This is a genomic window from Paracoccus sp. T5 (genome assembly GCF_048538155.2).
Taxonomy (GTDB): Bacteria; Pseudomonadota; Alphaproteobacteria; order Rhodobacterales; family Rhodobacteraceae; genus Paracoccus.
Window position 1 is genome coordinate 1,361,714 of the sequence record NZ_CM135809.1, and the last position, 25,518, is coordinate 1,387,231.

Consider the following 25,518-nt stretch of genomic DNA (forward strand, 5'->3'; position numbering starts at 1 on the left):
GACCTGATAATTGTTGTTGCCACATGCCAAAGCCAGCGCTTAGGCTTGGTCTTGCGCTGAACAACCAACGATAACAGGGAGAGCGCCTTTTGTTGGACGACCGCCGTAGCGACGCCTTTGTCGCTTTTGAGCATGTGCAGAAAAGTTATGACGGACAGTCACTTGTCGTCAAAGACTTGAATCTTTCGATCGGAAAGGGCGAATTCCTGACCATGCTGGGGCCGTCGGGTTCCGGCAAGACCACCTGTCTGATGATGCTGGCCGGCTTCGAGACCGCCACCAATGGCGAGATCCGTCTGGACGGACGTCCGATCAACCAGGTCCCGCCCCACAAGCGGGGCATCGGCATGGTGTTCCAGAACTATGCGCTGTTTCCCCACATGACCGTGGGCGAGAACCTTTCCTTTCCCCTGGAGGTCCGCGGCATGTCCTCAGCCGATCGCAGCGCGCGCGTGGCGCGGGCGCTGGATATGGTGCAGATGGGCAAGTTCGCGAACCGCCGTCCCGCCCAGTTGTCGGGCGGCCAGCAGCAGCGGATCGCCTTGGCGCGGGCGCTGGTCTTTGATCCCGAACTGGTCCTGATGGACGAGCCCCTGGGTGCCTTGGACAAGCAGCTGCGTGAACATATGCAGTTCGAGATCAAGCACCTGCACGAGGAACTTGGAATCACGGTCGTCTACGTGACCCATGACCAGGGCGAGGCGCTGACGATGTCGGATCGGATCGCCGTCTTCAACGACGGGCGGATCCAGCAGCTGGCCCCTCCGGCGGATCTCTACGAAAGGCCCGGCAACAGCTTTGTCGCCAGCTTCATCGGCGAGAACAACGCACTTCCCGGCACAATCGAGCAGCTGGACGGCGACAAGGCCTTGGTGCGGCTGGACGACGGCGGCGTCATCGACGCCACCGCCGTCAATATCCGCGAGAAGGGACAGCGCACCACCGTGTCGATCCGCCCCGAGCGCGTCGAGTTCAAGCCCGAGATGATGCCCCCCGGCGCCCACACGATCGAGGCCCAGGTGCTGGAGGTGATCTATATGGGCGACATCCTGCGGGCACGCCTGCGCGTCGCGGGCAGCGAAAACTTTGTCATGAAGATGCGCAACACGATCGGTCAGACCCGGCTGGATGCGGGGCAGGCGATCCGCATCGGCTGGCATCCGCAGGATGCACGCGCCCTCGACCCGATCTGACGCGGTGACGGGGATGCAGCAGACCCTGACCCCGTGCCCCGGCTCCTTCGGAACCGCAACGGCCCGGGGACTGGGCAGGCTGCGGCACCGGGCAAAAGTCCGCTGTCCTGCCCCTGCCGCGCGTGGCGAAAGTTCGTCTGATCGCGGCTGCTGCCAAGGCATTTGCCCCCAGACACCCGCAGCGCCCCGGCGCCGGGCGAGGGTCCGGACGGGCGATCACCTGCCGGTACCGATCCCCGCCTGTGCGCCGGATCGGTCAGCCGGCCTGGCTCATCGGCCGGGCGTTCCGCGCCCGTCCTTGCCCGCAAGGGCCAACCATATCGGGCGCGAAGCCCGGACTGCATCAATGGGAGCTTAACGTGAAAACCATCCTTATCCTGACCACCGCGCTGACCGGCGTGGGCTTTGCGGCCAATGCAAAAGAGGTCAATGTCGTCTCCTGGGGCGGCGCCTACGAGGTCAGCCAGGTCGAGGCCTATAACAAGCCCTTCACCGCCGAGACCGGCATCAAGGTCAACATGATCGCCGCCGACAACCCGTCCACGCCGCTGAAGGCGCAGGTCGAGGCCAAGAACGTCACCGGCGACGTCTTTGACATCGAGGTGTCGGATGCCATCCGCCTGTGCGACGAAGGCGCGCTGATGGAGATCGACCCCGACATGCTGCCGGCCGCGCCCGACGGCACCCCGGCCAGCGAGGACTTTGTCGACGGCGCGCTGCTGGATTGCGCTGTCGCCAACATCGTCTGGGGCACGGTCATCTCCTACAACACCACCAAGTTCGAGGGCGATGCGCCCAGCACGGCTGCCGATTTCTTTGACACCGAGAAGTTCCCCGGCAAGCGCGGCCTGCCCAAGAACCCCAAGCGCACGCTGTACCTGGCCCTGATCGCCGACGGCGTCCCCGCCGCCGAGATCTATGACGTGCTGGGCACGGAAGAAGGCATCGACCGCGCCTTTGACAAGCTGGACACGATCAAGTCCGATGTCGTCTGGTGGGAAGCCGGCGCGCAGCCGGTGCAGCTGCTGGCGGATGGCGAGGTCAGCATGACCACCGTCTACAACGGCCGGATATTTGACGCGATGGTCGCCGAGAACCAGCCCTTCGACGTGATCTGGGACGGCCAGTACATGGATCTGGACATGTTCGTGATCCCCAAGGACGCGCCTAACCCCGAAGCCGCGATGGAATATCTGAAGTTCTCCACCGACACGCAGCGCCTGGCCGATCAGGCCAAGTACATCAGCTATGGCCCGTCGCGCAAATCCTCGGCCGAGCTTGTCGGCCTCTACCAGGACGGCAAGACGGAAATGGCGCCGCACATGCCGACCAACCCCGAGAACATGAAGAACGCCGTTCTGGACAACCCGGAATTCTGGGCGGACCATGACGCCGAGCTGACCGAGCGCTTCAACAGCTGGCTGGCTTCTTCCTGATCCCAAATGCCGCCGCCCCGTTCCGGGGCGGCGGTCTCTCAGACGACCGGGGACGACATGGCGCACGCCGCACTTGATCCACATGCCGCCATCGCCACCACCGCATCCGGTGTGGGGTCGGGCACATTGACCACAGCCGACGGCCAGCCGCTGGCCCGCGCCCTGGCACGCAGCCAGCGCCGCGCGCGCCGCCGTGCCTTCCTGCTGGTGCTTCCGCTTCTGGCCTTCATCGTGATCACCTTCGTGGTGCCGATCGGGCAGATGCTGCAACGCTCGTTCTACAATGACGGGTTTTCCGCCAACATGCCGCAGGTCTCGGCCTGGTTCGCGCAGACCGAACGCGGGACCCAGCCTGACGACGCGGCCTGGGCCGCACTGGCCGCCGACTTGGTCGCCACCTCTCAGGCGCGCAGCATCGGCGTCGTGGGAACGCGGATCAACTATGACCTGCCGGGGTCACGGTCACTGTTCACCTCGACCGGGCGCAAGCTGCGGGACGGGCTGGAGCCGCCCTATCGGGAGGCGCTGCTCGAGATCAACGAGGAATGGGCCGACCCGCAGCTGTGGTCGACCATGCGCGAGGCCTCGACGCCCATGACCGCGAACTTCTACCTGGCCGCGGCCGACCGCACCCGCGACACCGAAGGCAACATCCAGCAGGTGGACGAACGCCAGCAGGTCTATGTCATGCTGTTCGGGCGCACCTTCTGGCTGTCGGCCGTCATCACCGTGCTGACCTTCATCCTGGGCTTTCCGATCGCGCATCTGCTGGCCACGCTGCCGATGCGCAAGTCGAACCTTCTGATGATCCTGGTGCTGCTGCCCTTCTGGACGTCGCTTCTGGTCCGCACGACCAGCTGGATGGTGCTGCTGCAGCAGCAGGGGGTCGTCAATGACATCCTGGTCTGGCTGGGCGTGATCGGGGGCGGCCAGCGGCTGCAGATGATCTACAACCAGACCGGCACGATCATCGCGATGACCCATATCCTGCTGCCCTTCATGATCCTGCCGCTCTATTCGGTGATGCGGACGATCAACCCGTCATATGTCCGCGCCGCGCGCAGCCTGGGGGCGACCAGCTGGACGGCCTTCCGCCGCATCTATTTCCCGCAGACGCTGCCGGGATTGGGGGCAGGGGCGATGCTGGTCTTCATCCTGGCGGTCGGCTACTACATCACGCCCGCGCTGGTCGGCGGCTCCTCGGGTCAGCTGATCTCGAACATGATCGCCATGCACATGACCGACACGCTGAACTGGTCAATGGCGGCGGCGCTGGCGGCTTTGCTGCTGGGGTCGGTGCTGATCCTCTACTGGCTCTACGATCGCCTCGTCGGCGTCGACAACCTGAAATTGGGGTAACCTATGGCCGTTCCAACCTATGCAAGCCCGCTGGAGCGTGTCTGGCACTACAGCTACCTGGCGATCTGCGCGGCGATCTTCTTCTTCCTGATTGCGCCGATCGTCATCATCATCCCGCTGAGCTTCAACGCCGAGCCCTATTTCACCTTCACCCCGGCCATGCGCAGCCTGGACCCCGACGGGTTCAGCATGCGCTGGTACCAGAGCCTGCTGACCTTTGGGATGCAGAACCCGGACGCGCAGGGCTGGGCCTTCTGGTCCGACGCCTGGAACAACGCCAACTGGATCAAGGCGGCCAAGAACTCGATCATCATCGGCTTCTTCTCGACGCTGGTGGCGACGGTGCTGGGAACGCTGGCAGCCCTCGGCCTGTCGCGCCCCGAGATGCCGTTCCGCCGCGCAATCATGGCGATCCTGATCTCGCCCATGATCGTGCCGCTGATCATCACGGCGACGGGGATGTTCTTCTTCTACTCGAACCCCTGCGAGCTGCTGACCCTGTTCGGGTTCAGCCCCGAATGCGGACGTCTGGCGGGAACCTATCTGGGCGTGATCCTGGCCCATGCGACGCTTGGCATTCCCTTCGTCATCATCACCGTGACAGCGACGCTGGTGGGCTTTGACCAGTCGCTGAACCGCGCCGCGGCCAGCCTGGGCGCGAACCCGCGCACGACCTTCTTCCGGGTGACGATGCCGCTGATACTGCCGGGCGTGATCTCGGGCGCGCTTTTCGCCTTCGTGACCTCGTTCGACGAGGTCGTGGCGGTGCTGTTCATCGCCGGCCCCGACCAGCAGACGATCCCGCGGCAGATGTGGAACGGCATCCGCGAACAGATCAGCCCGGCGATCCTGGCCGTGGCCACGCTGCTGGTGATCTTCTCGATCGCGCTGCTGACGACGGTCGAGCTGCTGCGCCGCCGGTCCGAGCGGATCCGGGGCGTGACCCCCCGATGACGCCGGAGGAGTTGGAGGACGCGGCGGCCCGCCCCGCGCCTCCGGCCTTTACCGGCCTCAGCCGTGCGCAGCGCGCGCATGGGCGGCAATTGGCGGCGATCCATGACATGTACCGGGCGGAGCTGGCGGGCGTGGCCGATCTGCTGGCGCGCATCAGGGCCCGGACGGCCGATCCTGCGCAGCTGGCCAAGGCTGTCGATGACATGCATCTGGCGCGGAACATGGCGCAGTTCGGCACCGCCTGCGGGCGCGACTGCGCGCTGCTGCAGAACCATCACGACATCGAGGAACAGTGGGTGTTTCCCGCCGTCGCCGCACGGGCCGGGGCGCCGCTGGCCCCGGTGCTGGAGCGTCTGGTGGCCGAACATCGGGTCATCCACCGCCTGATCGGCGACCTTCGCCAGGCCGCGCGGACGCTTGTGTCAGATCGCGGCATGGCCGCCTTTGCCCAATGCGCGGATCGCTTCGACGCGCTGGACCGGGCGATCCGGTCCCATTTCGGCTATGAGGAAACTGCGCTGGAAGGTGCCCTCGGCGCCTATGACGTTCCGATCTGACCTTTCAGGGCAGCAGGTTCAGCCACATCCACACCGTCAGCGTCGACAGTGCCGTGGCCATCAGGACGCTTGAGGCCGCGACGCGGCGCGCCGCGCCATAGATATTGGCGAACAGATAGGCATTGACCCCGGGCGCCATCGCCGCCGTCAGCGTGGCCGAACGCATGCCCGCCACGTCCAGGTCAAAAAGCCGCCCCATGCCGAAGGTCACCGCCGGATGCAGGATCAACGCGCAGGCGCAGCACATGCCGATCGCCGCTATGTCGCCTTCGGGACGATAGCGATACAGCACGCCGCCCAGGCCGAACAGCGCGGCCGGCAGGGCGGCGCGGGCGATCATGTCGACGGCGTCCCAGAAGCCCTGCGGCATGACCAGCCCGGCCTGCATCAGCAGGTTCATCGACAGGCCCGCGATGATGCCGATGACCAGTGATGTGCGCAGCACGCCGGTCAGCGCGCGCAGCGCGACGCGGCCGATGGACAGCCCGGTGCCCTTGGCGCGCGTGAACTCCATCACTGTGATGCCGAAGGTGTAGAGCATCGGGGAATGCAGCGCGATGATCGCCCAGTTCCCGTCCAGTGCCGCGGTGCCATAGGCGCGTTCGGTGATCGGGACCCCCAGCAGCAGCGTGTTCGAGAACAGGCAGACAAAGCCAATGGCGACGCAATCCATCGGCGGGCGGCGCAGAAGGAACCGTGCCCCGGCCCATCCCGCCGCATAGCTGGCAAAGGAGCCCGCGTAGAAGGGGATCAGCAGCTGCGCACGGAATTCGCTGTCCAGGTCCAGGCGCGCCATGGACGCAAACAGCAGCGTCGGCACCGCAAAGTTCTGAGCAAAGTTCATCAGCCCGTCGACGGCGCTGGTTCCGAACCAGCCACGCCAGGCCACCCCATAGCCGAACCCCACCACCAGGAAGACCGGTAGGATGATCGTGAACAGCACGCTCATATGACGGCGGGCAGGTCCGGCGTCTGCGCCTCGATCTCGATCTGCATGCCGTCGAAGGCGGGGGACACGTGGTCCGGGGTCGTTGCCGCGACGGTGGCGTAATCCATGTCGATATGCATGTTGGTCAGCACCGCCCGCGGGCTGCGCGACCGCGCGATCCAGTCCAGCGCCAACGCCAGATGTGCATGGCTGGGATGGGGTTCGGGACGGAGCGCATCGCAGACGAATACCGGCGCATCCTGGATCAGCGGCCAGGCGGCATCGGGAATGTCGGACACGTCGGGCAGGTAGACCAGCCCGCCGATGCGAAAGCCCAGGGCCGTGATCTCTCCGTGCTGGACACGGAAGGGGATCAGCGTCACCGGCCCGCCGGGGCCGTCGATGGTGATGCGGTCCCCTATCAGGTTCAGCTGGCAGATCGGGGGATACTGGCTGCCCTCGGGCGTGTCGAAGACATAGCCGAAGCGCGCGATCAGCGCGTCTGCCGTCGACCGGTCCGCCCAGAGCGGCAGGATCCGGCGGGCGTTGAAGACCAGCTGTCTCAGGTCGTCGATGCCGTGGACATGGTCGGCATGGGCATGGGTATAGACCACGGCATCCAGCGTCGCGACCTGCGCGTCCAGCAGCTGCGGCACAAGGTCGGGGCCCGTGTCGATCAGCACCTGGGTGGTCCCGTCCGGCCCATCGCGTTCGACCAGCAGGGAACAGCGGCGGCGGCGGTTCCTGGGTTCGGCCGGATCGCAGGCGCCCCACCGGCCGCCCAGGCGCGGCACGCCGCCCGACGATCCGCAGCCCAGGATGGTCGCACGGATCATGCCGCGGCCTTCCAGAACAGCCGGTCGAAGTTTGCGGAGGTGCGGGCCGCAAATTCGGCATAATCCAAGCCAAAGACCCCGGCGCCCATGGCGGCGGTCTTGGCCACATAGGCGGGCTCGTTCCGGCGGCCGCGATGCGGGGGCGGGGCCAGATAGGGGCTGTCGGTTTCCACCAGGATGCGGTCGATGGGGGCCGCGGCAAAGATCTCGCGCAGCTCGGCCGAGCGCGGAAAGGCCGCGATGCCCGACATCGACAGGTAGAAATCCAGCTCCAGCGCCGCCCGCGCAAGGGCCGGGGTCGAACTGAAGCAGTGCATGACGCAGGAATAGGCGCCGGCGCGGTGCTCCTCGGTCAGGATGCGGATCATGTCCTCGTCGGCGTCGCGGGCGTGAATGATCAGCGGCAGGCGTGTCCGGCGGGCGGCCTCGATATGGAGGCGCAGGCTCTCCTGCTGCCGGGCGGCGCTTTCGGCGGTGTAGTGGTAATCCAGCCCGGTTTCCCCGATGCCCACGAATTTCGGATGCCGGGCCAGGTCGACCAGCTGGTCGACCGTCGCCATAGGTTCCTCGGCCACGCTCATTGGGTGGGTGCCCGCGGCGTAGAAGACGCCGTCATGCGCCTCGGCCAGCGCGCGGACGGCGGGTTCCTGGCGCAGGCGGGTGCAGATCGTCACCATCCGCGTCACGCCCGCGGCGCGCGCGCGCGCGACCAGGGCGTCATGTTCGCCCTCGAAATCGGGAAAATCCAGATGGCAATGGCTGTCCACGAGGGCCGGGGGGGCCGCGTCTTGCATCATTCAACCTCGATCAGGCGGGGCAGAGGCGGCAGGCGGCAGCTGCGCCAGTTCCAGCACCATATCCATCACCAGCGCAGCAGGGTCAAGGTTGACCGCCCGGCCCGCGCGGGCACGCGCCGACAGGCGGGCCTGCGCCTCGGCCCAGATGCGCGCCGCCTGGTCGTCGGGCGACAGGCGGGTCATCAGCGCGCCTTCGCCGCGGGCGGCCTGAGGCAGTGGCGGACCCATCAGCCCGGCGCGGGCCATGCGCGTCAGGAAGCGGTCGATGATCGTGACGGTCAGGTCGAAGGGATCGCCTTCGGCGCCCGCCCGCCCCGCCGCGCCATCGGCAAAGCGGGATGCGGCCAGACGGTCCATCCGGGGCAGGGTCGAAAACAGGTCGACCAACTCCTGATAGCGGTCCAGACCGCCCTGGCCCGCCAGGCGCAGCGCCTCGCCGACCGATCCGTCCGACAGCGCGGCCAGCGCCTCGGCATCCTCGTCGATGCCCATGTCCGACAGGATCCCGCCCATCTGCGCGGGCCTCAGCGGCGACAGCCGCAGCGTCCGGCAGCGCGACCGGATCGTCGGCAGGAGGCCTGCGGGCTGATGCGCGATCATCAGGATCAGCGCATCCGCCGGCGGCTCCTCCAGCACCTTCAGCAGGGCATTGGCGGCCGATGTGTTCATCTCGTCCGCGGCGTCGATGATGGCGACGCGGCGCCCGCCGTCCGAGGCCGACAGGTGAAAGAAGGACAGCAGGCGGCGGATTTCCTCGACGGTGATCTCGGCGCGCAGGCGGCTGGTCTTGTCGTCCCACGGGCGGCGGACCAGCTGAAGGCGCGGTTCGGACAGGGCCGCCACGCGCCGCGCGGCCGGGCTGTCGGGATCGACCGAAAGATCGGAACTGTCGGCGCCCGCCAGCATCCAGCGGGCGATGGCCCAGGCCAGCGTCGCCTTGCCCACGCCGCGCGGCCCGGTCAAAAGCCAGGCGTGGTGCAGGCGGTCGCCGCGGGCGGCCTGGACGAAATTGGCGATGGCCGCATCCTGGCCGATCACACTCGGGGCCTGACGCGGATGGGACGCGCCCGGCACGCGGTCGGGTTCGGGGATCTCGTCGATCTCGGTCTTCACAGGGCGGACCTGACCCGTGCCGCGACCTCCTGGGGCGGGCCGCTGCCGTCGATCAGGCGCACCCGGTCCGGATATTCCGCCGCCAGCGCCCGGAAGCCCTGTGCCAGACGCTGCTGGAATTCCAGCCCCAGGCTCTCGAACCGGTCCTCGGCCCCGCCGCGCGCCATGCCGCGTTCAAGCCCGATGACGGGGTCGATGTCGATGACGAAGGTGCGGTCGGGCTCGACCCCGATCATCAGCGCGTGCAGGCGGTCGACCATCGCGCGCAGGTCGGCGCGGGCCGTGCCCTGATAGACGCGGGTGCTGTCGGCAAAGCGGTCGGTCAGCACGCTGCGCCCGGCCGCCAATGCGGGACGGATGGTCCGTTCAAGGTGATCGCGGCGGGCGGCGGTGAAGAGCAGGCATTCCGTCTCGGGCGACCAGCGTTCGCCCGCCCCCTGGACCAGCAGGCTGCGGATCTCCTCGGCGCCGGGGCTGCCGCCGGGCTCGCGCGTCAGCAGCACGTCGCGCCCCTCGGCCTGCAGCGTTTCGGTCAGCAGGCGGGCCTGGGTGGATTTGCCGCAGCCGTCGATCCCCTCGAAGCTGATCAGCATCAGCTGTTGACGGCGCTGATCGCGCGGTTCGCCAGATGCATCACGGCGCCCTTCATCCGGCCCAGGAAGCCGGCCTCGGCCACGTCCGAGACGGCGATCAGCGGCGTCACCGCGTCGCGGGTCCCCGGGATGGTGACGACCAGCTGACCCAGGCGATCGCCCTTGGCGATGGGCGCGGGCAGCGGCGAGTCATAGACCACCTCGACCTTGACCTCGTCCTTGGCGCCTGCCGGCACCAGCACGTTCACGCCGCTTTCCGTGGTCAGGGCGACGCGGCCGGCGGTGCCCATCCAGACGGGAACGTCGACCACCTTTTCGCCGGCGGGCACCAGCGTGCTCATGGTGAATTCGCGAAAGGCCCAGTTCACCAGCCGTTCGGATTCCTCGGAACGCGCCCGATCCGAAGGAAGGCCCGAGATCACGAAGATCACGCGCCGCCCGTCCTGCACCGCCGATCCGACCAGGCCATAGCCCGCCTCTTCAGTGTGGCCGGTCTTGAGCCCGTCCGCCGTCCATTCGCCATTGCCGATCCGCAGCAACGGGTTGCGGTTGTTCGCGTTGGAGGGCACCCGACCCTTGTAGGTATATTCCGTCAGGCCGAAGTTCTTGTAGAGGTCAGGAAACTCGCGGATGATGTGTTCCGCCAAGACGCCCAGGTCATGCGCCGACATACGGTGGTCGGGATGCGGCCAGCCCGAGGAGTTGGCCAGATGCGTGTCCGTCAGCCCCAGTTCCGCCGCGCGTTCGTTCATGCGCCGGGCAAAGGCCTCCTCGGTGCCGGCCAGCCCCTCGGCCACCACCACGCAGGCATCGTTGCCGGAATTGATGATGATGCCGTGGATCAGGTCCTCGACCGTGGGGCGGTCGGCAGGTTCCACGAACATCTTCGACCCGCCCATCTTCCAGGCCTTGGTCGAGACGGGGAAGGTCGTGTCCATCGTCACGCGGCCCTCGTGCAGGGCCTCGAACAGCATGTAGAGCGTCATCAGCTTGGACATGGAGGCCGGCGGGATCGGCGTGTCGGCGTTCTTTTCCATCAGCACCGTGCCCGAGGGCACGTCATAGACCCAGGCTGCCGTCGCGTTGGTGTCAAAGGCCTGCGCGGGTGCCGCGAAAGCCAGGACGGTCACGGTCCGAAGCAGGAATGCGCGCATGTCGGGGTCCCTTTGCCAGTTTTGACGATGGTTACATCATGCCCCGCAGCCCCGCAACGCGGCCGCTTGGGCTGCACGTGAAAATTGATCAGCTGCCGACGGCTTCGCGCCAGTGGCGGCGGCAGAGCGAGACATAGGTCTCGTTGCCGCCGACCTGGACCTGCGCGCCCTGGGTGATCGCGCGCCCCTCCGCGTCGCGCCGGATCACCATCGTCGCCTTGCGGCCGCAATGGCAGATCGTGCGCACCTCACGGAGGTCGTCAGCCAGGGCCAGAAGCGCGGCAGAGCCCGGGAACAGCTCACCCCGGAAATCCACCCGCAGGCCATAGCACATGACCGGGATGCGCAGGTCGTCGGCCACGCGGGCCAGCTGCCAGGCCTGCGCCGTGGTCAGGAACTGCGCCTCGTCCACGAAGACGCAGGCGGGGCGGGGATCGGCACGGTCGATCACCGCGAAGAGATCGCTGTCCGGGCTGAAGGTCAGCGCCTCGTCGGCAATGCCGATGCGGCTGGCGATGCGGCCCTGGCCGGCCCGGCTGTCCAGCGCGGCGGTCAGCAGCAGCGTGGCCATGCCCCGTTCGCGATAGTTGTAGGAGGCCTGCAGCAGCAAGGTGCTCTTGCCGGCATTCATCGTGGAGTAGTTGAAATAAAGTTTGGCCATGACGACAGCCGCTTACCCAAAGCCGACGGTGCCCACAAGAAAAAGCCGCGAGGAACTCCCCGCGGCTTTTGGTTGAACAGGCAGACGCGGGACCGGCCCGCGGCGCCTCAGGCCTGACGGCTTTTCGGCTGGCGCGACGGGCGGCGGGCAGGGCGCTTGCTGGCGCCCGCGTCCATCGGCTTGCCGCGACCGCGCTGAACGCCGCCGGCCGGGCCTGCCGCCGCGGCCATCGCGGCCGAGGGAACCTCGCCCCCGATGACCGGGATCGTGTTCTTCATCGCCTTTTCGATGGCGCGCAGTTCGCCCAGTTCGGCCGGAGAGCACAGCGCCACAGCGCGGCCGTCACGTCCGGCACGGGCCGTCCGGCCGATGCGGTGGACATAGTTTTCCGGCACGTTTGGCAGGTCGTAGTTGTAGACATGCGCCACCTCGGGGATGTCCAGGCCGCGGGCCGCGACATCGGTCGCCACCAGCACCTTGGTTTCACCCTTGCGGAAGGCCTCCAGCGCGCGTTCACGCTGGCCCTGGCTCTTGTTGCCGTGGATCGCGGCGACCGCGAAGCCCCATTTCTCCAGCAGCTTGGCCAGCTTTTCACAGCCGTGCTTGGTGCGGCCAAAGACCATCGCCAGCTCGTTCGTGTGCTTGGACATGTATTCGGCCAGCAGCGTGGCCTTGTCGCCCTGGCTGACGAAATGCACGCCCTGCTCGATCTTCTTGGCGGCCTGGCCCGGCGGGTTGACGGCAACCTTGACGGGGTTCGTCAGGTAGGTGTCCGACAGTTCCTGCATCAGCTTGGGCATCGTGGCCGAGAACATCAGCGTCTGGCGTTCGCGCGGCAGCATCCGCGCGATCTTGCGCAGGGTGTGGATGAAGCCGATGTCCAGCATCTGGTCGGCCTCGTCCAGCACCAGATAGGTGGTCGCCTCCAGGCTGATGGCGCGACGCTCGATCAGGTCCATCAGGCGACCGGGCGTGGCGATCAGCACGTCCACGCCGCGCGACAGGCGCTCAGTCTGGACGTTGATCGAGGCGCCGCCGACGACGCGAAAACTGCGGATCGGCGTGCCCTCGGCATAGGCGTCGATGTTCTGCGCGATCTGGGTCGCCAGTTCGCGGGTCGGCGCCAGGATCAGCGCGCGGCAGGTCTTGGGGTCGGGCTTCTTGCCGAAGTTGATCAAGCGCGTCAGCATCGGCAGGCCGAACGCCGCCGTCTTGCCGGTGCCGGTCTGGGCCAGGCCCAGCACGTCACGCCCCTCGACGATGGCCGGGATGCCCTGTTCCTGGATCGGCGTCGGCTTGGTCAGGCCCAGGGCGGCGATATTGGCGTTGATGCGATGATCGATGCCCATGTCGGCGAAGGGGCCGGTCGGCAGCGGATCGCGCGCGGGTGCCCGGCGGCCTTCGTTGGAAAGGGCCTGGGGTACGCTGCGCGGGGTGGATTTGCCGCCACGGTTGGGGCGGCGGCGGGTGTTGTTCTGTTCCATGAACGTCTTTCGTCCCCCGCATCCCCCGTATCGGACGCAAGGGCAGGGGCCGCGCATCAGGCGCGGCCAGTGGCAGGGGTGCAGGCGCGATACGAGGATGCCTGCTGCCTCCCCGCGTGAATGGGAAACTGGAATGGGTGACGCGATCGAAACGAGCCGGGCCATGGGGCCGGGCCGGTGGCTGCTCACGCGGCAGCAGATGGCGTCAGGGGTCAGATGGGGCAGGCGGCCGCGAAAGTCAAGCGCGGTCCGTGCTGTCCAGCCAGATCGTCACCGGCCCGTCGTTCAGCAGGCGCACCTGCATGTCCGCGCCGAACTGTCCCGTTTCGGTCGCGATGCCCAACTGGCGCAGCGCCTGCGCAAAGGCTTCGTAGAGGCGCCGTCCATCCTCGGGCGCGGCGGCAGAGGAGAAGCCGGGGCGGTTGCCGGTGCGGGTGTCGGCGGCCAGGGTGAACTGGCTGACGACCAGCGCCGCGCCGCCCGTGTCCAGCAGCGCGCGGTTCATGCGCCCCTGGTCATCGCGAAAGATCCTGAGGCGGGCCACGCGGGCGGCCAGCTTGTCGGCGGCGCTGTCGTCATCGCCTTGCATGGCGCAGACCAGGACCAGCAGCCCGGGCCCGATCTGCCCGATCTGCTGCCCCTCGACCGCGACCGAGGCTTCGGCGACGCGCTGGACCAGCGCCCTCATGTTCGAAGCTCCCGTCGGGCGGTGCCCATTGCCGGGTGCGCCGCGTGTCCGTCGATCGCTGTCATCTGCCTGCTTCCTGTCATTCGGATTTCCTTCAGGGTGCCAGGATGATCCCGATCACCACCATCATCAACCCGATGGTGGAGGCGGCCAGCGCCGCCATGTTCACCGCCAGCACGCCGCGCATCCGCTCGCGCAGCGCCGCGTCGTCCAGGCCGTCGCGCCGCGCCCGGCTGACGGTCCAGATGCACCAGATCAGCGCGCCGAGGCCGATCAGGGTCAGGGCGGCGCCCGTCCAGATGATCCAGTCGTAAAGGCCCATGTCCCGCTCCTTCGTCCCGTTGCGGCATGCCCCTAGCGGCGATTGCGCGTCCCAGCAAGACCGCCTAACACGACCGCCAAAAGCACAGAAGGGACGAATCCGATGCAGGACGATCAGGCCTATGGCGTTGCCGCCGACGAGCTGCGCCAGTTCATCGAGCAGTTCGAGCAGCTCGAGGCGGAAAAGAAGGACATCGCCGAGCGCCAGAAGGAGGTAATGGCCGAGGCGAAGGCCCGCGGCTATGACACCAAGGTGATGAAGAAGATCGTGGCCCTGCGGAAACGCCACCGCGACGATGTCGCGGAAGAGGAGGCGATCCTGGAGCTCTACAAGACCGCCCTCGGGATGGACTGACGCGGCCTGAGGTCCGGCGGCGACGGCGCCGCCGGATCAGGGCAGGATGAATTCCACGCCCGGCAGGACCGCGATCTCGGCCACGTCGGCGCGATAGTTCTGCGTGACCTTGTCGACCATGTCCTGGGTCCAGCCGGGCAGGTCCACGTCCTGGTCCAGCGTGCCGGGCAGCGCGTGACGGGTGATCATGTCACCCCAGATCTCGCGGCGCTGCGCCACCGACATCTGGTCGTGACCCGCCATCGCGTCGCGCAGCCGCGCCAGGCCCAGCTCGCCCAGAAGATCCTGCATGTAGGACAGCCCCCCCGACAGCGGCACGTCCTGGGGCAGGCCCGCCACCAGGCGCAGGACCTCGGGCCAGATCAAGGGCACGTCCTCGTGGCACCACAGCACCAGCCGGCGGCCCTGCACCGCGCGCACCAGCCGCTGGATCGCCTCGCGCCAGCGCAACTGCAGCGGATGGCAGCCCTGCATCAGGTCGTCATAGCCGTTGCCGCCGAACTGCGGCAGCACCTCGGTCAGCAGGGTGGCGGGATTGCGCAGCGCCACGAAGAACTCGGTCTGGGCCGACGGGAACAGCTGCGCCAGCGCGGCCGCCCGCGTGCCGATCTGCGGGTAGAGCCCGCCTTGCCCCACCGCGCGACCGGGCGCGCCCATGAAGGTCGGCGTGGACATCACGACCCGACTGGGGTCGTCATTCTCCAGGATCGCGTCCAGCATGATCTGTTCCATGTCGGGCGTGGCGGTGCCGCCGTTGAGCGATTTCAGCGCCTCGTCGAAGATGCCCTGGTGGCGCTTGGGGAGCACGACCTCGGTCCCCGCCTTGCGCAGGGGGGCGCGGTTCTTCAGCAGCGTCTTGAGCAGCCGGTCGCCGTCAGTGCCGTGCACCCCCACGTGGAAAACCATCTGCATCGTCGTGCTGTCCCGTCTTTTCTTGTTCCGGTTGTGCCGGTGCGTCGCGCGCAGATTAACCGTCCGCCGTGGACAGTCAAACCGCTTTGGCATATCGCCAAGGGCATGACCCGGACCGCTTCAGCCCCTTCGCGACGTCGGCACGATCACGCACTTCGGCAGGGCGGCGGGATGGGCTGGTCGGTCGCCGCGGCGCTGGTCGCGGCGCTGGTGCTGATGCCCGTGATCGCGGTGATCTGGATGGCCGCGAACCCGACCGACAACATCTGGCCGCACCTTCTGTCCACCGTGCTGCCGCGCTATTTCGCCAACACCGTCCTGCTGGCCCTGGGCACGGGCCTGCTGTCGGCGGCGATGGGTTGCGGCGCCGCCTGGCTGGTCTGCATGTACGATTTTCCCGGCCGCCGGCTGCTGCAATGGCTGCTGCTGCTGCCGCTGGCGGTGCCTGCCTATATCGGCGCCTATGCGCTGGCCGATTTCCTGGATTATTCCGGCCCGGTCCAGATCGCGCTGCGGGGCTGGTTCGGATGGGAAAACGCCCGCGACTACTGGTTTCCGCGCATCCGGTCGCTGGAGGCGGCGATCGTGGTCCTGGGGGCGGCGCTTTATCCTTACGTCTACCTGCTGACCCGCGCCGCCCTGCAGGAACAGTCCGGCAGCGCCTACGAGGTCGCCCGCGCGCTTGGCACCGGGCCCTGGGCGCTGTTTCGCCGCGTGGGCCTGCCGCTGGCGCGGCCGGCCATCGTGGCGGGTTCGGCCATCGCCATGATGGAGGCGGTCGCCGATTACGGCGTCGTCAGCTATTTCGGTGTCCAGACCCTGAACACCGGCATCTTCACAACCTGGCTGGAGCGTCGGAACGCCGGCGGCGCCGCGCAGATCGCCTGCGTCATCCTGCTGATCGTGGTCCTGCTGGCGCTGTGGGAACGGTTCGGCCGCCGCAATGCCCGCTATCACCAGAGCGCCCGCCAGCCGCGCCCGATCCAGCGCCAGAGGCTGCGCCTGCTGCCCGGCCTGCTGGCCACGCTGTTCTGCACCATCCCCTTTGCCCTGGGCTTTCTGCTGCCGGCGGGGGTGATCCTGACCTATGCGCTGGCCTATCCGCGGGCCTGGGTGACGCCCGGTCTGGCGCAGGCGGCCTGGCACACCGTCAGCCTGGGGGCCATGGCCGCGCTGATGACGGTCGGGCTGTCGCTGGTCATGGTCTATGGCACGCGCCTGTCGGGCCGGGCGCTGCCGCGCCTGCTGCTGCCGGTGACCACGGTGGGATATGCCGCGCCGGGGGCGGTTCTGGCCGTGGGCATCCTGATTCCGCTGGCCGCGCTGGACCACCGGGTCGCGGATGCCTGGCTGGCGCTGACCGGCACCGATCCTGGCCTGATCCTGACCGGCAGCGGGGCGGCCATCGTTCTGGCCTATGTCGTGCGGTTCTTCGCGATCGGGCAGGGGGCCATCGACGGCGCCTTCACGCGGGTCCCGCCCTCGCTGCCGATGGCGGCGCGGTCCCTGGGGCGCGACAGCGCGGGGGTGCTGCGCGACGTCTTTCTGCCGCTGATGCGCGGTTCGGTCGGGGCGGGACTGCTGCTGGTCTTTGTCGATTGCGTCAAGGAACTGCCCGCGACCCTGCTGCTGCGGCCCTTCAACTACGAGACGCTGGCCACCCGCACGCATGAGCGCGCCAGCCTGGAGGATCTGGGCAATGCCTCTCCGGCGGCGCTGCTGGTCATGGCGGTGGGGCTGCTGGCGGTGGGCCTGCTGGCGCGCACGAACCTGGGCCGTGCCGCGCAGCGCACGCGCGACTTGCGGAAATGATCCGCATTCGCTAACCCATCCCGCAGGCCGGCTTAGCTCAGTGGTAGAGCGTCTGATTTGTAATCAGGGGGTCGGGGGTTCAAATCCCTCAGCCGGCACCAACTATCCCTTGCAATGTCGCGGCCCGGCCCCTATCTTGGCCTTGCTACGTTATATTCTCTGCATCCTGTCTGCTTCTGCCTTCAGTCTGCTTTGTTAATCTGACGGCCAAGCCACCGCATACTGCGGGTGGAACACTAGACAGGAGATCTCACGATGGCCAACGGCACCGTGAAATGGTTCAACAGCACCAAAGGCTTCGGCTTCATTCAGCCGGAAGGCGGCCGCCAGGACGTGTTCCTGCACATCTCGGCTCTCGAGCGCGCGGGCCTGCAGGCCCCGGCCGATGGCCAGAAGGTGACCTTTGAGCTGGAGCGCGGCCGCGACGGTCGCGAATCGGCAACGAACGTCCAGTTCGTCTGATTTTCGCTTCTTGCGACAGATCGAAGGGCTGCCCCGTGGGGCGGCCCTTTTTCATTTGTGCAGCCGGCTTGAGCGTCGGGCGGCTTTGACTTAGCAGGTCGGAATGCGGATTCTGTTTCTTGGCGATGTGATGGGGCGTGCTGGCCGGCGCGCGATCACCGAACGGTTGGGTGGCCTGCGGGCGCGGCTGAAGGCCGACCTGGTCATCGTGAATGCGGAAAATGCCAGCGGAGGCAGGGGCGCCACGGCGGGCCATGCGCAGCTGCTGCTGGATGCGGGCGCGGATGCGCTGACCCTGGGCGACCACGCCTTTGACCAGAAGGACATGATGTCCTTCATCGAGCGCGAGCCGCGCGTCATCCGGCCGCTGAATTTCGCGCGCGAGGCGCCGGGCCGCGGGGCCACGGTGATCAGCGATGTGCGCGGCCGCAAGGCGCTGATCACGCAGGCGCTGGGCCAGGTCTTCATGTCCCGCCCCTATGACGATCCCTTTTCGGCCCTGGACGCGGTCCTGCGGGCCCATCCTCCGGGCGGCATGGTTCAGGCCGTGCTGGTCGACATCCATGCCGAGGCCACCAGCGAAAAGATGGCGGTCGGCCATTTCTGCGACGGTCGCGCCAGCCTGGTCGTCGGAACCCATACCCATGTGCCGACCGCCGACGCGCAGGTCCTGCCGCGCGGCACCGCCTATCTGTCGGATGCCGGCATGTGCGGGGACTATGACAGCGTCATCGGCATGGACAAAGCCGAGCCGCTGCGCCGCTTCATCACCGGCATGACCCGCGACCGCTTTACCCCTGCCGAGGGCGAGGCGACGCTGTGTGGCGTGCTGGTGGAAACGGATGATCGCACCGGCATGGCGCGCAACATCAACCCCATCCGCGAGGGCGGGCGGCTGGCGCCGGGCTTTTCGGCAACGGTCTGAAAAAGCGTTTTCCCAAAATGGAACTTCGCTTGCGGCGCGGCGAATGTCTGGCGCATGATGCGCGACGGGCAGGGCTGCGGCTCGTCCAAAGCGCGACCAACGATCGAGTGACGCATGTTCGGATTTGAATTGGCCGGGACGACCGGCGCGGTGGTGACGATCTTCATCATCATCGGGATGCTGACCCTGTTCATCCGGGAAACCTATCCGCCCGAAGTCACCGCCATCCTGGGCGCCGTCCTGCTGCTGATGCTGGGTATTCTGGATGTCAGCAGCATTTCGGGCGTGCTGTCGAACCCCGCGCCCTGGACCATCGCCTTCATGTTCATCATCGTGGGCGGCCTGGTGCGAACGGGGGCGTTGGACTGGATCGGCCAGCGCGCTGCCCGCCATGCGGGGGCCCATCCCTCACTGACGCTTGCATCCGTGTCGATCCTTGTCTGCGCGATGTCGGCCTTCGTCAACAACACGCCCCTGGTCGTGGTGATGATGCCGATCTTCATGCAGCTGGCCAAGGAGATGGGAAAATCTCCGTCCAAGCTGCTGATTCCGCTGTCCTACCTGTCGATCCTGGGCGGCACGATGACGCTGATCGGCACCTCGACCAACCTTCTGGTCGATGGCGTCGCGCGGTCGGCGGGGATGGAGCATTTCACCATCTTCGAGATCACCTGGGTCGGGTTGCCGATGGCCGTCGTGGGCGTCACCTATCTGCTGATCTTCGCGCCGCGGCTGCTGCCCGACCGCGATTCCATGTCGCAGCTGCTGTCGGGACGCAGCAAGATGAAGTTCTTCACCGAGGTCGCGATCCCCGAGGGCTCCGCCCTGATCGGCAAGTCGCTGGACGAGGTCGACATTTTCGCCCGCGACAGCGCCCGCGTCATCGACGTGCTGCGCGGCGACGCCTCGCTGCGGCGGGACCTGCCGGGTGTCCGGCTGGAAGAGGGCGACCGCGTCGTCCTGCGCACCCCCATGTCCGAGGTCCTGGGCCTGCAGAGCCACAAGGAGCTGCGGATGGTCGACAAGCTGAGCTCGGTCCAGACCTCGACGGTCGAGGTGCTGATCACGCCCGGCTGCCACATGGTCGGCCGCAGCCTGGGCTCGATGCGCCTGCGGCGGCGCTATGGCGTCTATGTGCTGGCAGCCCACCGCAAGAACCAGAACATCGGCCGCCAGCTGGATGACCTGGTCGTGCGCGTGGGCGACACGCTGCTGCTGGAAGGCGCCTCGGCCGACATCCAGCGCCTGGCCAGCGACATGGACATGGTCGAGGTCAATGCGCCCTCGGATCGTGCCTATCGCCGCAAGCATGCGCCGATCGTGGTCGCCACGCTAGTGGGCGTCGTGGTGCTGTCGGCCTTCGAGGTGGCGCCGATCCTGCTCCTGGCTTTCATCGGGGTCGCTGTCGTGCTGGGCACGCGCTGCATCGATGCGGACGAGGCGCTGTCCTTTGTCGACGGGCGCCTGATGGCGCTGATCTTTGCCATGCTGGCCGTCGGCGCAGGGCTGGAAAAAAGCGGCGCGGTGCAGCTGGTGGTGGACGGGGTCGCGCCCTGGCTGGCCAGCCTGCCGCCCTGGGCGCTGGTCATGGCGGTCTATCTGCTGGCCACGACATTGACCGAGACGGTGACGAACAATGCCGTCGCGGTCATCGTCACGCCGCTGGCCATCAGCCTGGGGAATTCGCTTGGCGTCGATCCGCGCCCGCTGGTCGTCGCGGTGATGATGGGGGCCTCGGCCAGCTTTGCCACGCCCATCGGCTATCAGACCAACACCCTGGTCTATGGTCCGGGCGGCTATCGGTTCACCGACTTCATCAAGGTCGGCCTGCCGCTGAACATCCTGATGGGCATCGTCGCCTCGATGCTGATCCCCCTGATCTGGCCCCTGCATGGTTGACATAATCTTGCCGCCCTTGAGCCAGAAGCAATGCTGCCATGCAGCATCGGCGGTTGCGATCATCGCCTGAAACCCCGATCTAGGACGCAGGGGAGGAAACGACTTTGTCCCATACAAGGAGTTTCCAGATGACGATGATTGCTTCTGTTGACCGCAAGCCCAGCTTTTCGGCCGCCGCGCTGCTGGCGCCTTTCCGCGCCCTTGGCCGCTTCATGATCGCACTGTCCGAGGCGAGCCCGCAGATGCGTGCGCTGAACGGCCTGAGCCAGCGGTCGGATGAGGAACTGGCCGCCAAGGGCCTGACCCGCGAAGGCGAGGTCCGTCGCATCCTGGGCGGTTCCGCCGCCCTTTGAGGCGACCAGATTTGATGATGCATCGCGCGGCCCCCTGGGCCGCGTTTTCATTTGTCAGGGTCAGAGCGGCCAGACGATCAGCAGCAGCGGCACCGCGACCGCCATCACGATCACCTCCAGCGGCAGGCCCATCCGCCAGTAGTCGCCAAAGCGATAGTTGCCGGGCCCCAGGATCAGCGTGTTGTTCTGATGTCCGATGGGCGTCAGGAAGGCGCAGGACGCCGCGACCGCCACGCCCATCAGGAAGGCATCGGGCTGGACCTGCAGCTCTTCGGCCAGGCGGATGCTGACGGGGGCCGCGATGATGGTGGTGGCGTTGTTGTTGAGGATGTCCGACAGCATCATTGTGGCCGCCATCAGCAGCACCAGCGCCAGCCAGGCCGGATAGCCCTGCGTGACCATGGCCAGGCCATGCGCGATCAGGGCCGATCCACCGGTTTCGTCCAGCGCCAGGCCCAAGGGGATCATCGACCCCAGGAGCACGATCACCGGCCAGTCGACATGGTCATAGATCTCGTGCACCGACAGGACGCCGAACAGGACATAGGCGATGATCACGCAGCCAAGCGCGATCGGCATGGTCGTCAGCCCAAGCGAGGCCGCCAGCACCGCCAGCACGAACAGGCCGATGGCGCTGCGCATGTGGCGTTCGCGCTGGACCGGCAGGCTGCCGCCGTCGATGCGCAGCAGGCTGGTTGCCGCCAGCGTCTCGTCCATCCGGCTTTCGGGCACCAGCAGCAGCAGCATGTCGCCCGGCTGCAGCACCTGCCGCGACAGCCCCTGCCGCATCGCAAGCCCCCCGCGCCGCAGGCCGATCAGCACGCTGTCGTGGCGATTCATCAGCCCGAAGGACTGGACCGAGCGCCCGACAAGATCGGAGGCCACGGGCACCAGGCACTCGATCAGCTGCTGGCCCTCGGCATCCTTGCGGGCGCGGGCCTCGGGCTTGCCGTCGGGAAAGGCCAGGCTGCTGGTCGAGCGGAACTCGTCCAGCGCGGCGGGATCGGCGCGCAGGATCAGCACGTCGCCATCCTCCAGCACCTGGTCGTCCAGCTTGCCCTCGATGTCCTGGCCGCGGCGGCGCAGGCCCACGATGCGGACCGAGGCCTTGCGCGCCTCGATCCGGGCATCCTCGATCCGGCGGGTGGCAGGCAGGCTGTTCTCGGTGACGACCAGCGTCGCCACATAGCGCCGGCGCACGCCGTTCATGTCGGGGCCCGCATCCGTCTCGTGGCGCGGGATCAGGCGCCACCCGATGAACGAGATGAAGGCGATCCCGGCGAGGGCAACCGGGCCGCCGACCGGCAGAAAGTCGAACATCCGATAGGGCTCGCCCAACACGTCCGCGCGAAACCCCGAGACGATCAGGTTCGGCGGCGTGCCGATCAGCGTCAGCATGCCCCCCAGGATCGTGGCGAAAGCCAGGGGCATCAGCGTCAGCCCGGCCCCACGGCCGATCTTGCGCGCCGTCTGCAGGTCCACCGGCATCAGCATGGCCAGCGCCGCGATGTTGTTCATGAAGCCCGACAGCAGCCCGCCCACCGTGCCGAAGACCAGAATATGGGCCGTGGTGCCCCGCTGCTGCCCCGAGATCAGCCGCGCCAGCCGTGACACCGCGCCGGACCGGCTGAGCCCCGCGGTCGCGACCAGCACCAACGCCACGATGACCGTGGTCGGGTTCCCGAAGCCGTAAAAGGCGTCCGAGGTGGGCACAATCCCCAGAAGGACCGCCACCATCAGCCCGGCAAAGGCCACCATGTCATAGCGCCAGCGTCCCCAGAGCATCAGGATGATGATGGCGCCCAGAAGGGTGAACAGCAGGATCTGTGATGTGGTCATGAATGCCCTCGTTCCGCCCCTGTTCCGGGGTCTGCCTCCGAACGCCGTGATGGGGCCTCGGGTTCGTCTTGCGATGGGGGGCGAGGCTGGACTAAAAGCGCGCAGCACATCACTTCAGAACCGCGAAGGACGACCCGACATGGCAGGGCATTCCAAATGGGCCAACATCCAGCATCGCAAGGGCCGGCAGGACAAGCTGCGCTCGAAGCTGTTTTCCAAGCTGGCCAAGGAAATCACCGTCGCCGCCAAGATGGGCGACCCGGACCCCGAAAAGAACCCGCGCCTGCGGCTGGCCGTCAAGGAGGCCAAGGCAAAATCCGTCCCCAAGGACGTGATCGACCGGGCGATCAAGAAGTCGCAGGGCGGCGACGCGGAGAATTACGAAGAAATCCGCTATGAGGGCTATGGCCCCAACGGCATCGCGCTGGTGGTCGAGGCGATGACCGACAACCGCAACCGGACCGCGTCCAACGTCCGCAGCTATTTCACCAAGTCCGGCGGCGATCTGGGCCAGACCGGATCGGTCAGCTTCATGTTCGACCGGGTCGGAGAGATCGTCTACCCGCTGTCGGCGGGCGATGCCGACACCGTGATGCTGGCCGCCATCGAGGCAGGCGCCGACGATGTCGAGACGGACGAGGAGGGTCACTGGATCTATTGCGCGGATACGGCGCTGAACGAGGTCTCGACCGCGCTGGAGGCGACCTTGGGCGAATCCGAGACCGCCAAGCTGATCTGGAAGCCCCAGGCTCCGACCGAGATCAGCGACGCCGAGACCGCGCAGAAGCTGATGAAGCTGATCGACGCGCTGGAGGAGGATGACGACGTCCAGAACGTCACCGGCAACTTCGACCTGACCGAAGAGGTCGCGGCCGCGCTTTGAGGCTGCCGCAAGATCCGCCCTTGCACTGCCGCCCGAAAGGCGGCAGTTGCAGATGATGCAGAACCTGTCTCATACGCGCCGCGACATGATCGGCATTGGGTGGATGCTGGCGACGGGCCTGTGCTTTGTGGCCGTCAACACCATCGTCCGCGGCCTGGACGGCGCCTTGCCCGCCGCACAGGCCGCCTTCATCCGCTTCCTGTTCGGGCTGGTCTTCCTGGCGCCTGTCATCAGCCGCGCGCTGAGGGTCGGCTTTCCGCGCGACCTGTGGGGGATGTTCGCCCTGCGCGGCGGGCTGCACGTCATCGCGGTGGTGGCCTGGTTCTATGCCATGTCGCGCATCACCGTGGCCGAGGTGACGGCCATCGGCTTTCTCAATCCCATCATCGTCACGATCGGCGCGGCCCTTTTCATGGGAGAGCGGCTGGCCACCCGGCGCATCTTTGCCATCGGCGTGGCCCTGGCGGGCGCGCTGATCGTGCTGCGGCCGGGCCTGCGCGTGCTGGACCCCGGCCACCTGTCGCAGGTCGGTGCCGCCGTGGCCTTCGGGGCGTCCTATCTGGTGGCCAAGCGGCTGTCCGACCGGGTTCCGGCCTCGGTCGTGGTGGCGATGATGTCGCTGACCGTCTCGGTCGGGCTGGCGCCCCTGGCCATCGCGCATTGGGTGCCGCCCAGCTGGTCGCAGCTGGGCTGGCTGGGGCTGGTGGCGGTCTTTGCCACCGCCGGCCATTACACGATGACGCGGGCCTTTGCCGCGGCGCCGCTGACCGTGACGCAGCCCGTCACCTTCCTGCAGCTGATCTGGGCCAGCCTCGTGGGCGTTCTGGTCTTTCACGAGCCCTTGGACGCCTGGGTCATCCTGGGCGGCGGGCTGATGATCGGCGCCATCAGCTATATCACCTGGCGCGAAGCCCGGCTGCGGGCCCGGACCCCGACGCCGCCCAACGTCGCCACGAAGGGCTGATCGCGCTCAGCCTGCGGGCTGGAGGCGCCAGGTCAGGTTCAGGAGGACCTGTGCCGTGCGGTCGATGGGCCGTTTCAGAAGGCCGAGGCCCGTCCCGACCGCCGGCAACCGGCGCGCCGCCAGGTCGAAGGCCCAGCTCATCGCGCAGATCGCCAGCAGCAGCAGGATCGCCCATGCCAGCGAGGCCCCCGGCCCCTTGGGCGAGAAGTCGACCAGGTAAAGAAGGATGTTGCCCTAGGCACTGGCCCGCCACGACCAGCGTAAGCCCGTGCAGGATCGAGGGGCCGGCCAGCTGAAGACCGCCAAAGCCCGTCGCGAACATGATCAGCCGGCCGACCGCCAAGGGCGCCCCCAGGTCGTGATGGGCATCCGGCAGCGCCGTCAACAGCGGCCAGGCGGCATGATAGGCCAGGGCGGCCACAACCAGGGGCCAAAGCCCCAGACGCGCGCGCAGCCACAGCAGGACCGACGCGAGTGCCAACACGACGGCGTAGAACTTGAGGATTTCGGTATAGGGCGAATTGCCCATGAACAGCATCGTCCCGATGCTGAAGCGCAGCGAGTATTGGTCGTGGGACAGGAACAGCGCAAAAATGCTGATCGCATAAAGGGCCCAGCATTGCAGCGCACGCGACACAAGATGCCCGGCCACCTGCCGCCGCGCGGCCGTGCTGGTCCACCGCGGTTGGTAGATGACCTCCAGCATCGTGCCGAACAGGAGGATGAAGGTCGGGGTCGCGATCTGAAAGGCAAGCCGCATGATCTGCGACAGCTGATCCGGGACATGCGGTTGCAGGCCCGCCTCGACATAGACATGCGAGGACATGGCCAGCACGATCGCCAGGCTTCGGGCAGCATCCAGGCCGATAATCCGCATCCGCCAATACTCCCGCCGGTCGTTACAGAGGCCGAGACGATATGGAATAAGTGCAGAGTTGAAACCGGCCGGGGAGTTTCCACCCCTGATCGGCATGATCCCACCGACGGGACCGGCGGGACCGGGGTCAGCACCCTTGGAACGCGCATCCGCGCGTCCCAAG

General features: G+C 67.3%; 26 protein-coding genes and 1 tRNA gene. 14 read left to right on the forward strand and 13 right to left on the reverse strand.

Annotated elements, in window-relative coordinates; genetic code table 11:
• Nucleotides 1–89 precede the first annotated feature (89 nt).
• The 5 genes from ACNR9W_RS06710 to ACNR9W_RS06730 all read left to right on the forward strand — a co-directional run bounded on the left by ACNR9W_RS06710 (nucleotide 90) and on the right by ACNR9W_RS06730 (nucleotide 5,499).
• On the forward strand, nucleotides 90–1,193 hold the full coding sequence (locus ACNR9W_RS06710; protein WP_419268078.1) for an ABC transporter ATP-binding protein: 1,104 nt from the start codon (nucleotides 90–92) through the stop codon (nucleotides 1,191–1,193).
• A gap of 359 nt (nucleotides 1,194–1,552) precedes the next feature.
• Nucleotides 1,553–2,629, forward strand: coding sequence for an ABC transporter substrate-binding protein (locus ACNR9W_RS06715; RefSeq protein WP_419268079.1), 1,077 nt, complete (start codon nucleotides 1,553–1,555; stop codon nucleotides 2,627–2,629).
• A gap of 57 nt (nucleotides 2,630–2,686) precedes the next feature.
• Nucleotides 2,687–3,988 (forward strand): ABC transporter permease, encoded by a 1,302-nt coding sequence (locus tag ACNR9W_RS06720; RefSeq protein WP_419268080.1) that lies wholly within the window; start codon nucleotides 2,687–2,689, stop codon nucleotides 3,986–3,988.
• Between the two features lie 3 nt (nucleotides 3,989–3,991).
• Nucleotides 3,992–4,942 carry an ABC transporter permease gene (locus ACNR9W_RS06725; RefSeq protein ID WP_419268081.1) on the forward strand — a complete coding sequence of 317 codons (951 nt, stop codon included), beginning with the start codon at nucleotides 3,992–3,994 and terminating at the stop codon, nucleotides 4,940–4,942.
• On the forward strand, nucleotides 4,939–5,499 hold the full coding sequence (locus tag ACNR9W_RS06730; RefSeq protein WP_419268082.1) for a hemerythrin domain-containing protein: 561 nt from the start codon (nucleotides 4,939–4,941) through the stop codon (nucleotides 5,497–5,499). Before ACNR9W_RS06725 ends, ACNR9W_RS06730 begins: the two co-directional genes overlap by 4 nt.
• A 4-nt stretch (nucleotides 5,500–5,503) precedes the next feature.
• On the opposite strand, the gene ACNR9W_RS06735 is transcribed toward ACNR9W_RS06730, so the two are convergent.
• From ACNR9W_RS06735 to ACNR9W_RS06780, 10 genes are all read right to left on the reverse strand, one after another.
• Nucleotides 5,504–6,448 (reverse strand): AEC family transporter, encoded by a 945-nt coding sequence (locus ACNR9W_RS06735; protein ID WP_419268083.1) that lies wholly within the window; start codon nucleotides 6,446–6,448, stop codon nucleotides 5,504–5,506.
• Nucleotides 6,445–7,263 carry an MBL fold metallo-hydrolase gene (locus ACNR9W_RS06740; protein ID WP_419268084.1) on the reverse strand — a complete coding sequence of 273 codons (819 nt, stop codon included), beginning with the start codon at nucleotides 7,261–7,263 and terminating at the stop codon, nucleotides 6,445–6,447. The genes ACNR9W_RS06735 and ACNR9W_RS06740 overlap by 4 nt, the downstream gene beginning before the upstream one ends.
• Nucleotides 7,260–8,057: a TatD family hydrolase gene (locus tag ACNR9W_RS06745; RefSeq protein WP_419268085.1), complete on the reverse strand. Its 798-nt coding sequence runs from the start codon at nucleotides 8,055–8,057 to the stop codon at nucleotides 7,260–7,262. Before ACNR9W_RS06745 ends, ACNR9W_RS06740 begins: the two co-directional genes overlap by 4 nt.
• A gap of 3 nt (nucleotides 8,058–8,060) precedes the next feature.
• Nucleotides 8,061–9,173: a DNA polymerase III subunit delta' gene (locus ACNR9W_RS06750; RefSeq protein WP_419268086.1), complete on the reverse strand. Its 1,113-nt coding sequence runs from the start codon at nucleotides 9,171–9,173 to the stop codon at nucleotides 8,061–8,063.
• The gene (gene tmk, locus ACNR9W_RS06755) at nucleotides 9,170–9,766 is read right to left on the reverse strand and encodes a dTMP kinase (protein WP_419268087.1); all 597 of its coding nucleotides are present in this window, start codon (nucleotides 9,764–9,766) and stop codon (nucleotides 9,170–9,172) included. The genes ACNR9W_RS06750 and tmk overlap by 4 nt, the downstream gene beginning before the upstream one ends.
• Nucleotides 9,766–10,920, reverse strand: a complete 1,155-nt coding sequence (locus ACNR9W_RS06760; protein WP_419268088.1) for a D-alanyl-D-alanine carboxypeptidase family protein — start codon at nucleotides 10,918–10,920, stop codon at nucleotides 9,766–9,768. Before ACNR9W_RS06760 ends, tmk begins: the two co-directional genes overlap by 1 nt.
• A gap of 88 nt (nucleotides 10,921–11,008) precedes the next feature.
• Nucleotides 11,009–11,581: a thymidine kinase gene (locus ACNR9W_RS06765; protein ID WP_419268089.1), complete on the reverse strand. Its 573-nt coding sequence runs from the start codon at nucleotides 11,579–11,581 to the stop codon at nucleotides 11,009–11,011.
• A gap of 107 nt (nucleotides 11,582–11,688) precedes the next feature.
• A complete protein-coding gene (locus ACNR9W_RS06770) occupies nucleotides 11,689–12,930 on the reverse strand; it encodes a DEAD/DEAH box helicase (RefSeq protein WP_419268354.1) in 1,242 nt (413 codons plus the stop codon).
• Between the two features lie 373 nt (nucleotides 12,931–13,303).
• A complete protein-coding gene (dtd, locus tag ACNR9W_RS06775; protein ID WP_419268090.1) occupies nucleotides 13,304–13,753 on the reverse strand; it encodes a D-aminoacyl-tRNA deacylase in 450 nt (149 codons plus the stop codon).
• 94 nt (nucleotides 13,754–13,847) lie between these two features.
• Nucleotides 13,848–14,075, reverse strand: coding sequence for a hypothetical protein (locus tag ACNR9W_RS06780; RefSeq protein WP_419268091.1), 228 nt, complete (start codon nucleotides 14,073–14,075; stop codon nucleotides 13,848–13,850).
• Nucleotides 14,076–14,177: 102 nt separating this feature from the next.
• On the opposite strand from ACNR9W_RS06780, the gene ACNR9W_RS06785 reads away from it, so the two are divergent.
• Nucleotides 14,178–14,429, forward strand: a complete 252-nt coding sequence (locus ACNR9W_RS06785; RefSeq protein WP_419268092.1) for a DUF2312 domain-containing protein — start codon at nucleotides 14,178–14,180, stop codon at nucleotides 14,427–14,429.
• Between the two features lie 36 nt (nucleotides 14,430–14,465).
• On the opposite strand, the gene ACNR9W_RS06790 is transcribed toward ACNR9W_RS06785, so the two are convergent.
• Entirely contained in the window at nucleotides 14,466–15,341 is an 876-nt protein-coding gene (locus ACNR9W_RS06790; protein ID WP_419268093.1) for a hypothetical protein, read from the reverse strand.
• 171 nt (nucleotides 15,342–15,512) lie between these two features.
• Between ACNR9W_RS06790 and ACNR9W_RS06795 the strand changes: the two genes are divergently transcribed.
• The 6 genes from ACNR9W_RS06795 (at nucleotide 15,513) to ACNR9W_RS06820 (ending at nucleotide 20,792) form a co-directional block, all read left to right on the forward strand.
• Nucleotides 15,513–17,153: an ABC transporter permease gene (locus tag ACNR9W_RS06795; RefSeq protein WP_419268094.1), complete on the forward strand. Its 1,641-nt coding sequence runs from the start codon at nucleotides 15,513–15,515 to the stop codon at nucleotides 17,151–17,153.
• A gap of 26 nt (nucleotides 17,154–17,179) precedes the next feature.
• Nucleotides 17,180–17,254, forward strand: a tRNA-Thr gene (locus ACNR9W_RS06800).
• A gap of 154 nt (nucleotides 17,255–17,408) precedes the next feature.
• Nucleotides 17,409–17,615, forward strand: a complete 207-nt coding sequence (locus ACNR9W_RS06805; RefSeq protein ID WP_136856823.1) for a cold-shock protein — start codon at nucleotides 17,409–17,411, stop codon at nucleotides 17,613–17,615.
• Nucleotides 17,616–17,718: 103 nt separating this feature from the next.
• Complete coding sequence (locus ACNR9W_RS06810; RefSeq protein WP_419268095.1) at nucleotides 17,719–18,540, forward strand: TIGR00282 family metallophosphoesterase; 822 nt, start codon at nucleotides 17,719–17,721, stop codon at nucleotides 18,538–18,540.
• A 114-nt stretch (nucleotides 18,541–18,654) separates the two neighbouring features.
• Nucleotides 18,655–20,439, forward strand: coding sequence for an SLC13 family permease (locus tag ACNR9W_RS06815; RefSeq protein ID WP_419268096.1), 1,785 nt, complete (start codon nucleotides 18,655–18,657; stop codon nucleotides 20,437–20,439).
• 128 nt (nucleotides 20,440–20,567) lie between these two features.
• A complete protein-coding gene (locus tag ACNR9W_RS06820; RefSeq protein WP_419268097.1) occupies nucleotides 20,568–20,792 on the forward strand; it encodes a hypothetical protein in 225 nt (74 codons plus the stop codon).
• Nucleotides 20,793–20,852: 60 nt separating this feature from the next.
• On the opposite strand, the gene ACNR9W_RS06825 is transcribed toward ACNR9W_RS06820, so the two are convergent.
• On the reverse strand, nucleotides 20,853–22,631 hold the full coding sequence (locus tag ACNR9W_RS06825; RefSeq protein WP_419268098.1) for an SLC13 family permease: 1,779 nt from the start codon (nucleotides 22,629–22,631) through the stop codon (nucleotides 20,853–20,855).
• Between the two features lie 139 nt (nucleotides 22,632–22,770).
• On the opposite strand from ACNR9W_RS06825, the gene ACNR9W_RS06830 reads away from it, so the two are divergent.
• Together ACNR9W_RS06830 and ACNR9W_RS06835 are read left to right on the forward strand one after the other, a co-directional pair.
• Complete coding sequence (locus tag ACNR9W_RS06830) at nucleotides 22,771–23,514, forward strand: YebC/PmpR family DNA-binding transcriptional regulator (protein ID WP_419268099.1); 744 nt, start codon at nucleotides 22,771–22,773, stop codon at nucleotides 23,512–23,514.
• Nucleotides 23,515–23,569: 55 nt separating this feature from the next.
• Complete coding sequence (locus tag ACNR9W_RS06835; protein ID WP_419268100.1) at nucleotides 23,570–24,478, forward strand: DMT family transporter; 909 nt, start codon at nucleotides 23,570–23,572, stop codon at nucleotides 24,476–24,478.
• Here ACNR9W_RS06835 and ACNR9W_RS06840 read toward each other — a convergent pair.
• Nucleotides 24,411–25,355 carry a hypothetical protein gene (locus tag ACNR9W_RS06840; protein ID WP_419268101.1) on the reverse strand — a complete coding sequence of 315 codons (945 nt, stop codon included), beginning with the start codon at nucleotides 25,353–25,355 and terminating at the stop codon, nucleotides 24,411–24,413. The two genes, ACNR9W_RS06835 and ACNR9W_RS06840, sit on opposite strands and share 68 nt — an antisense overlap.
• Nucleotides 25,356–25,518: the final 163 nt, after the last annotated feature.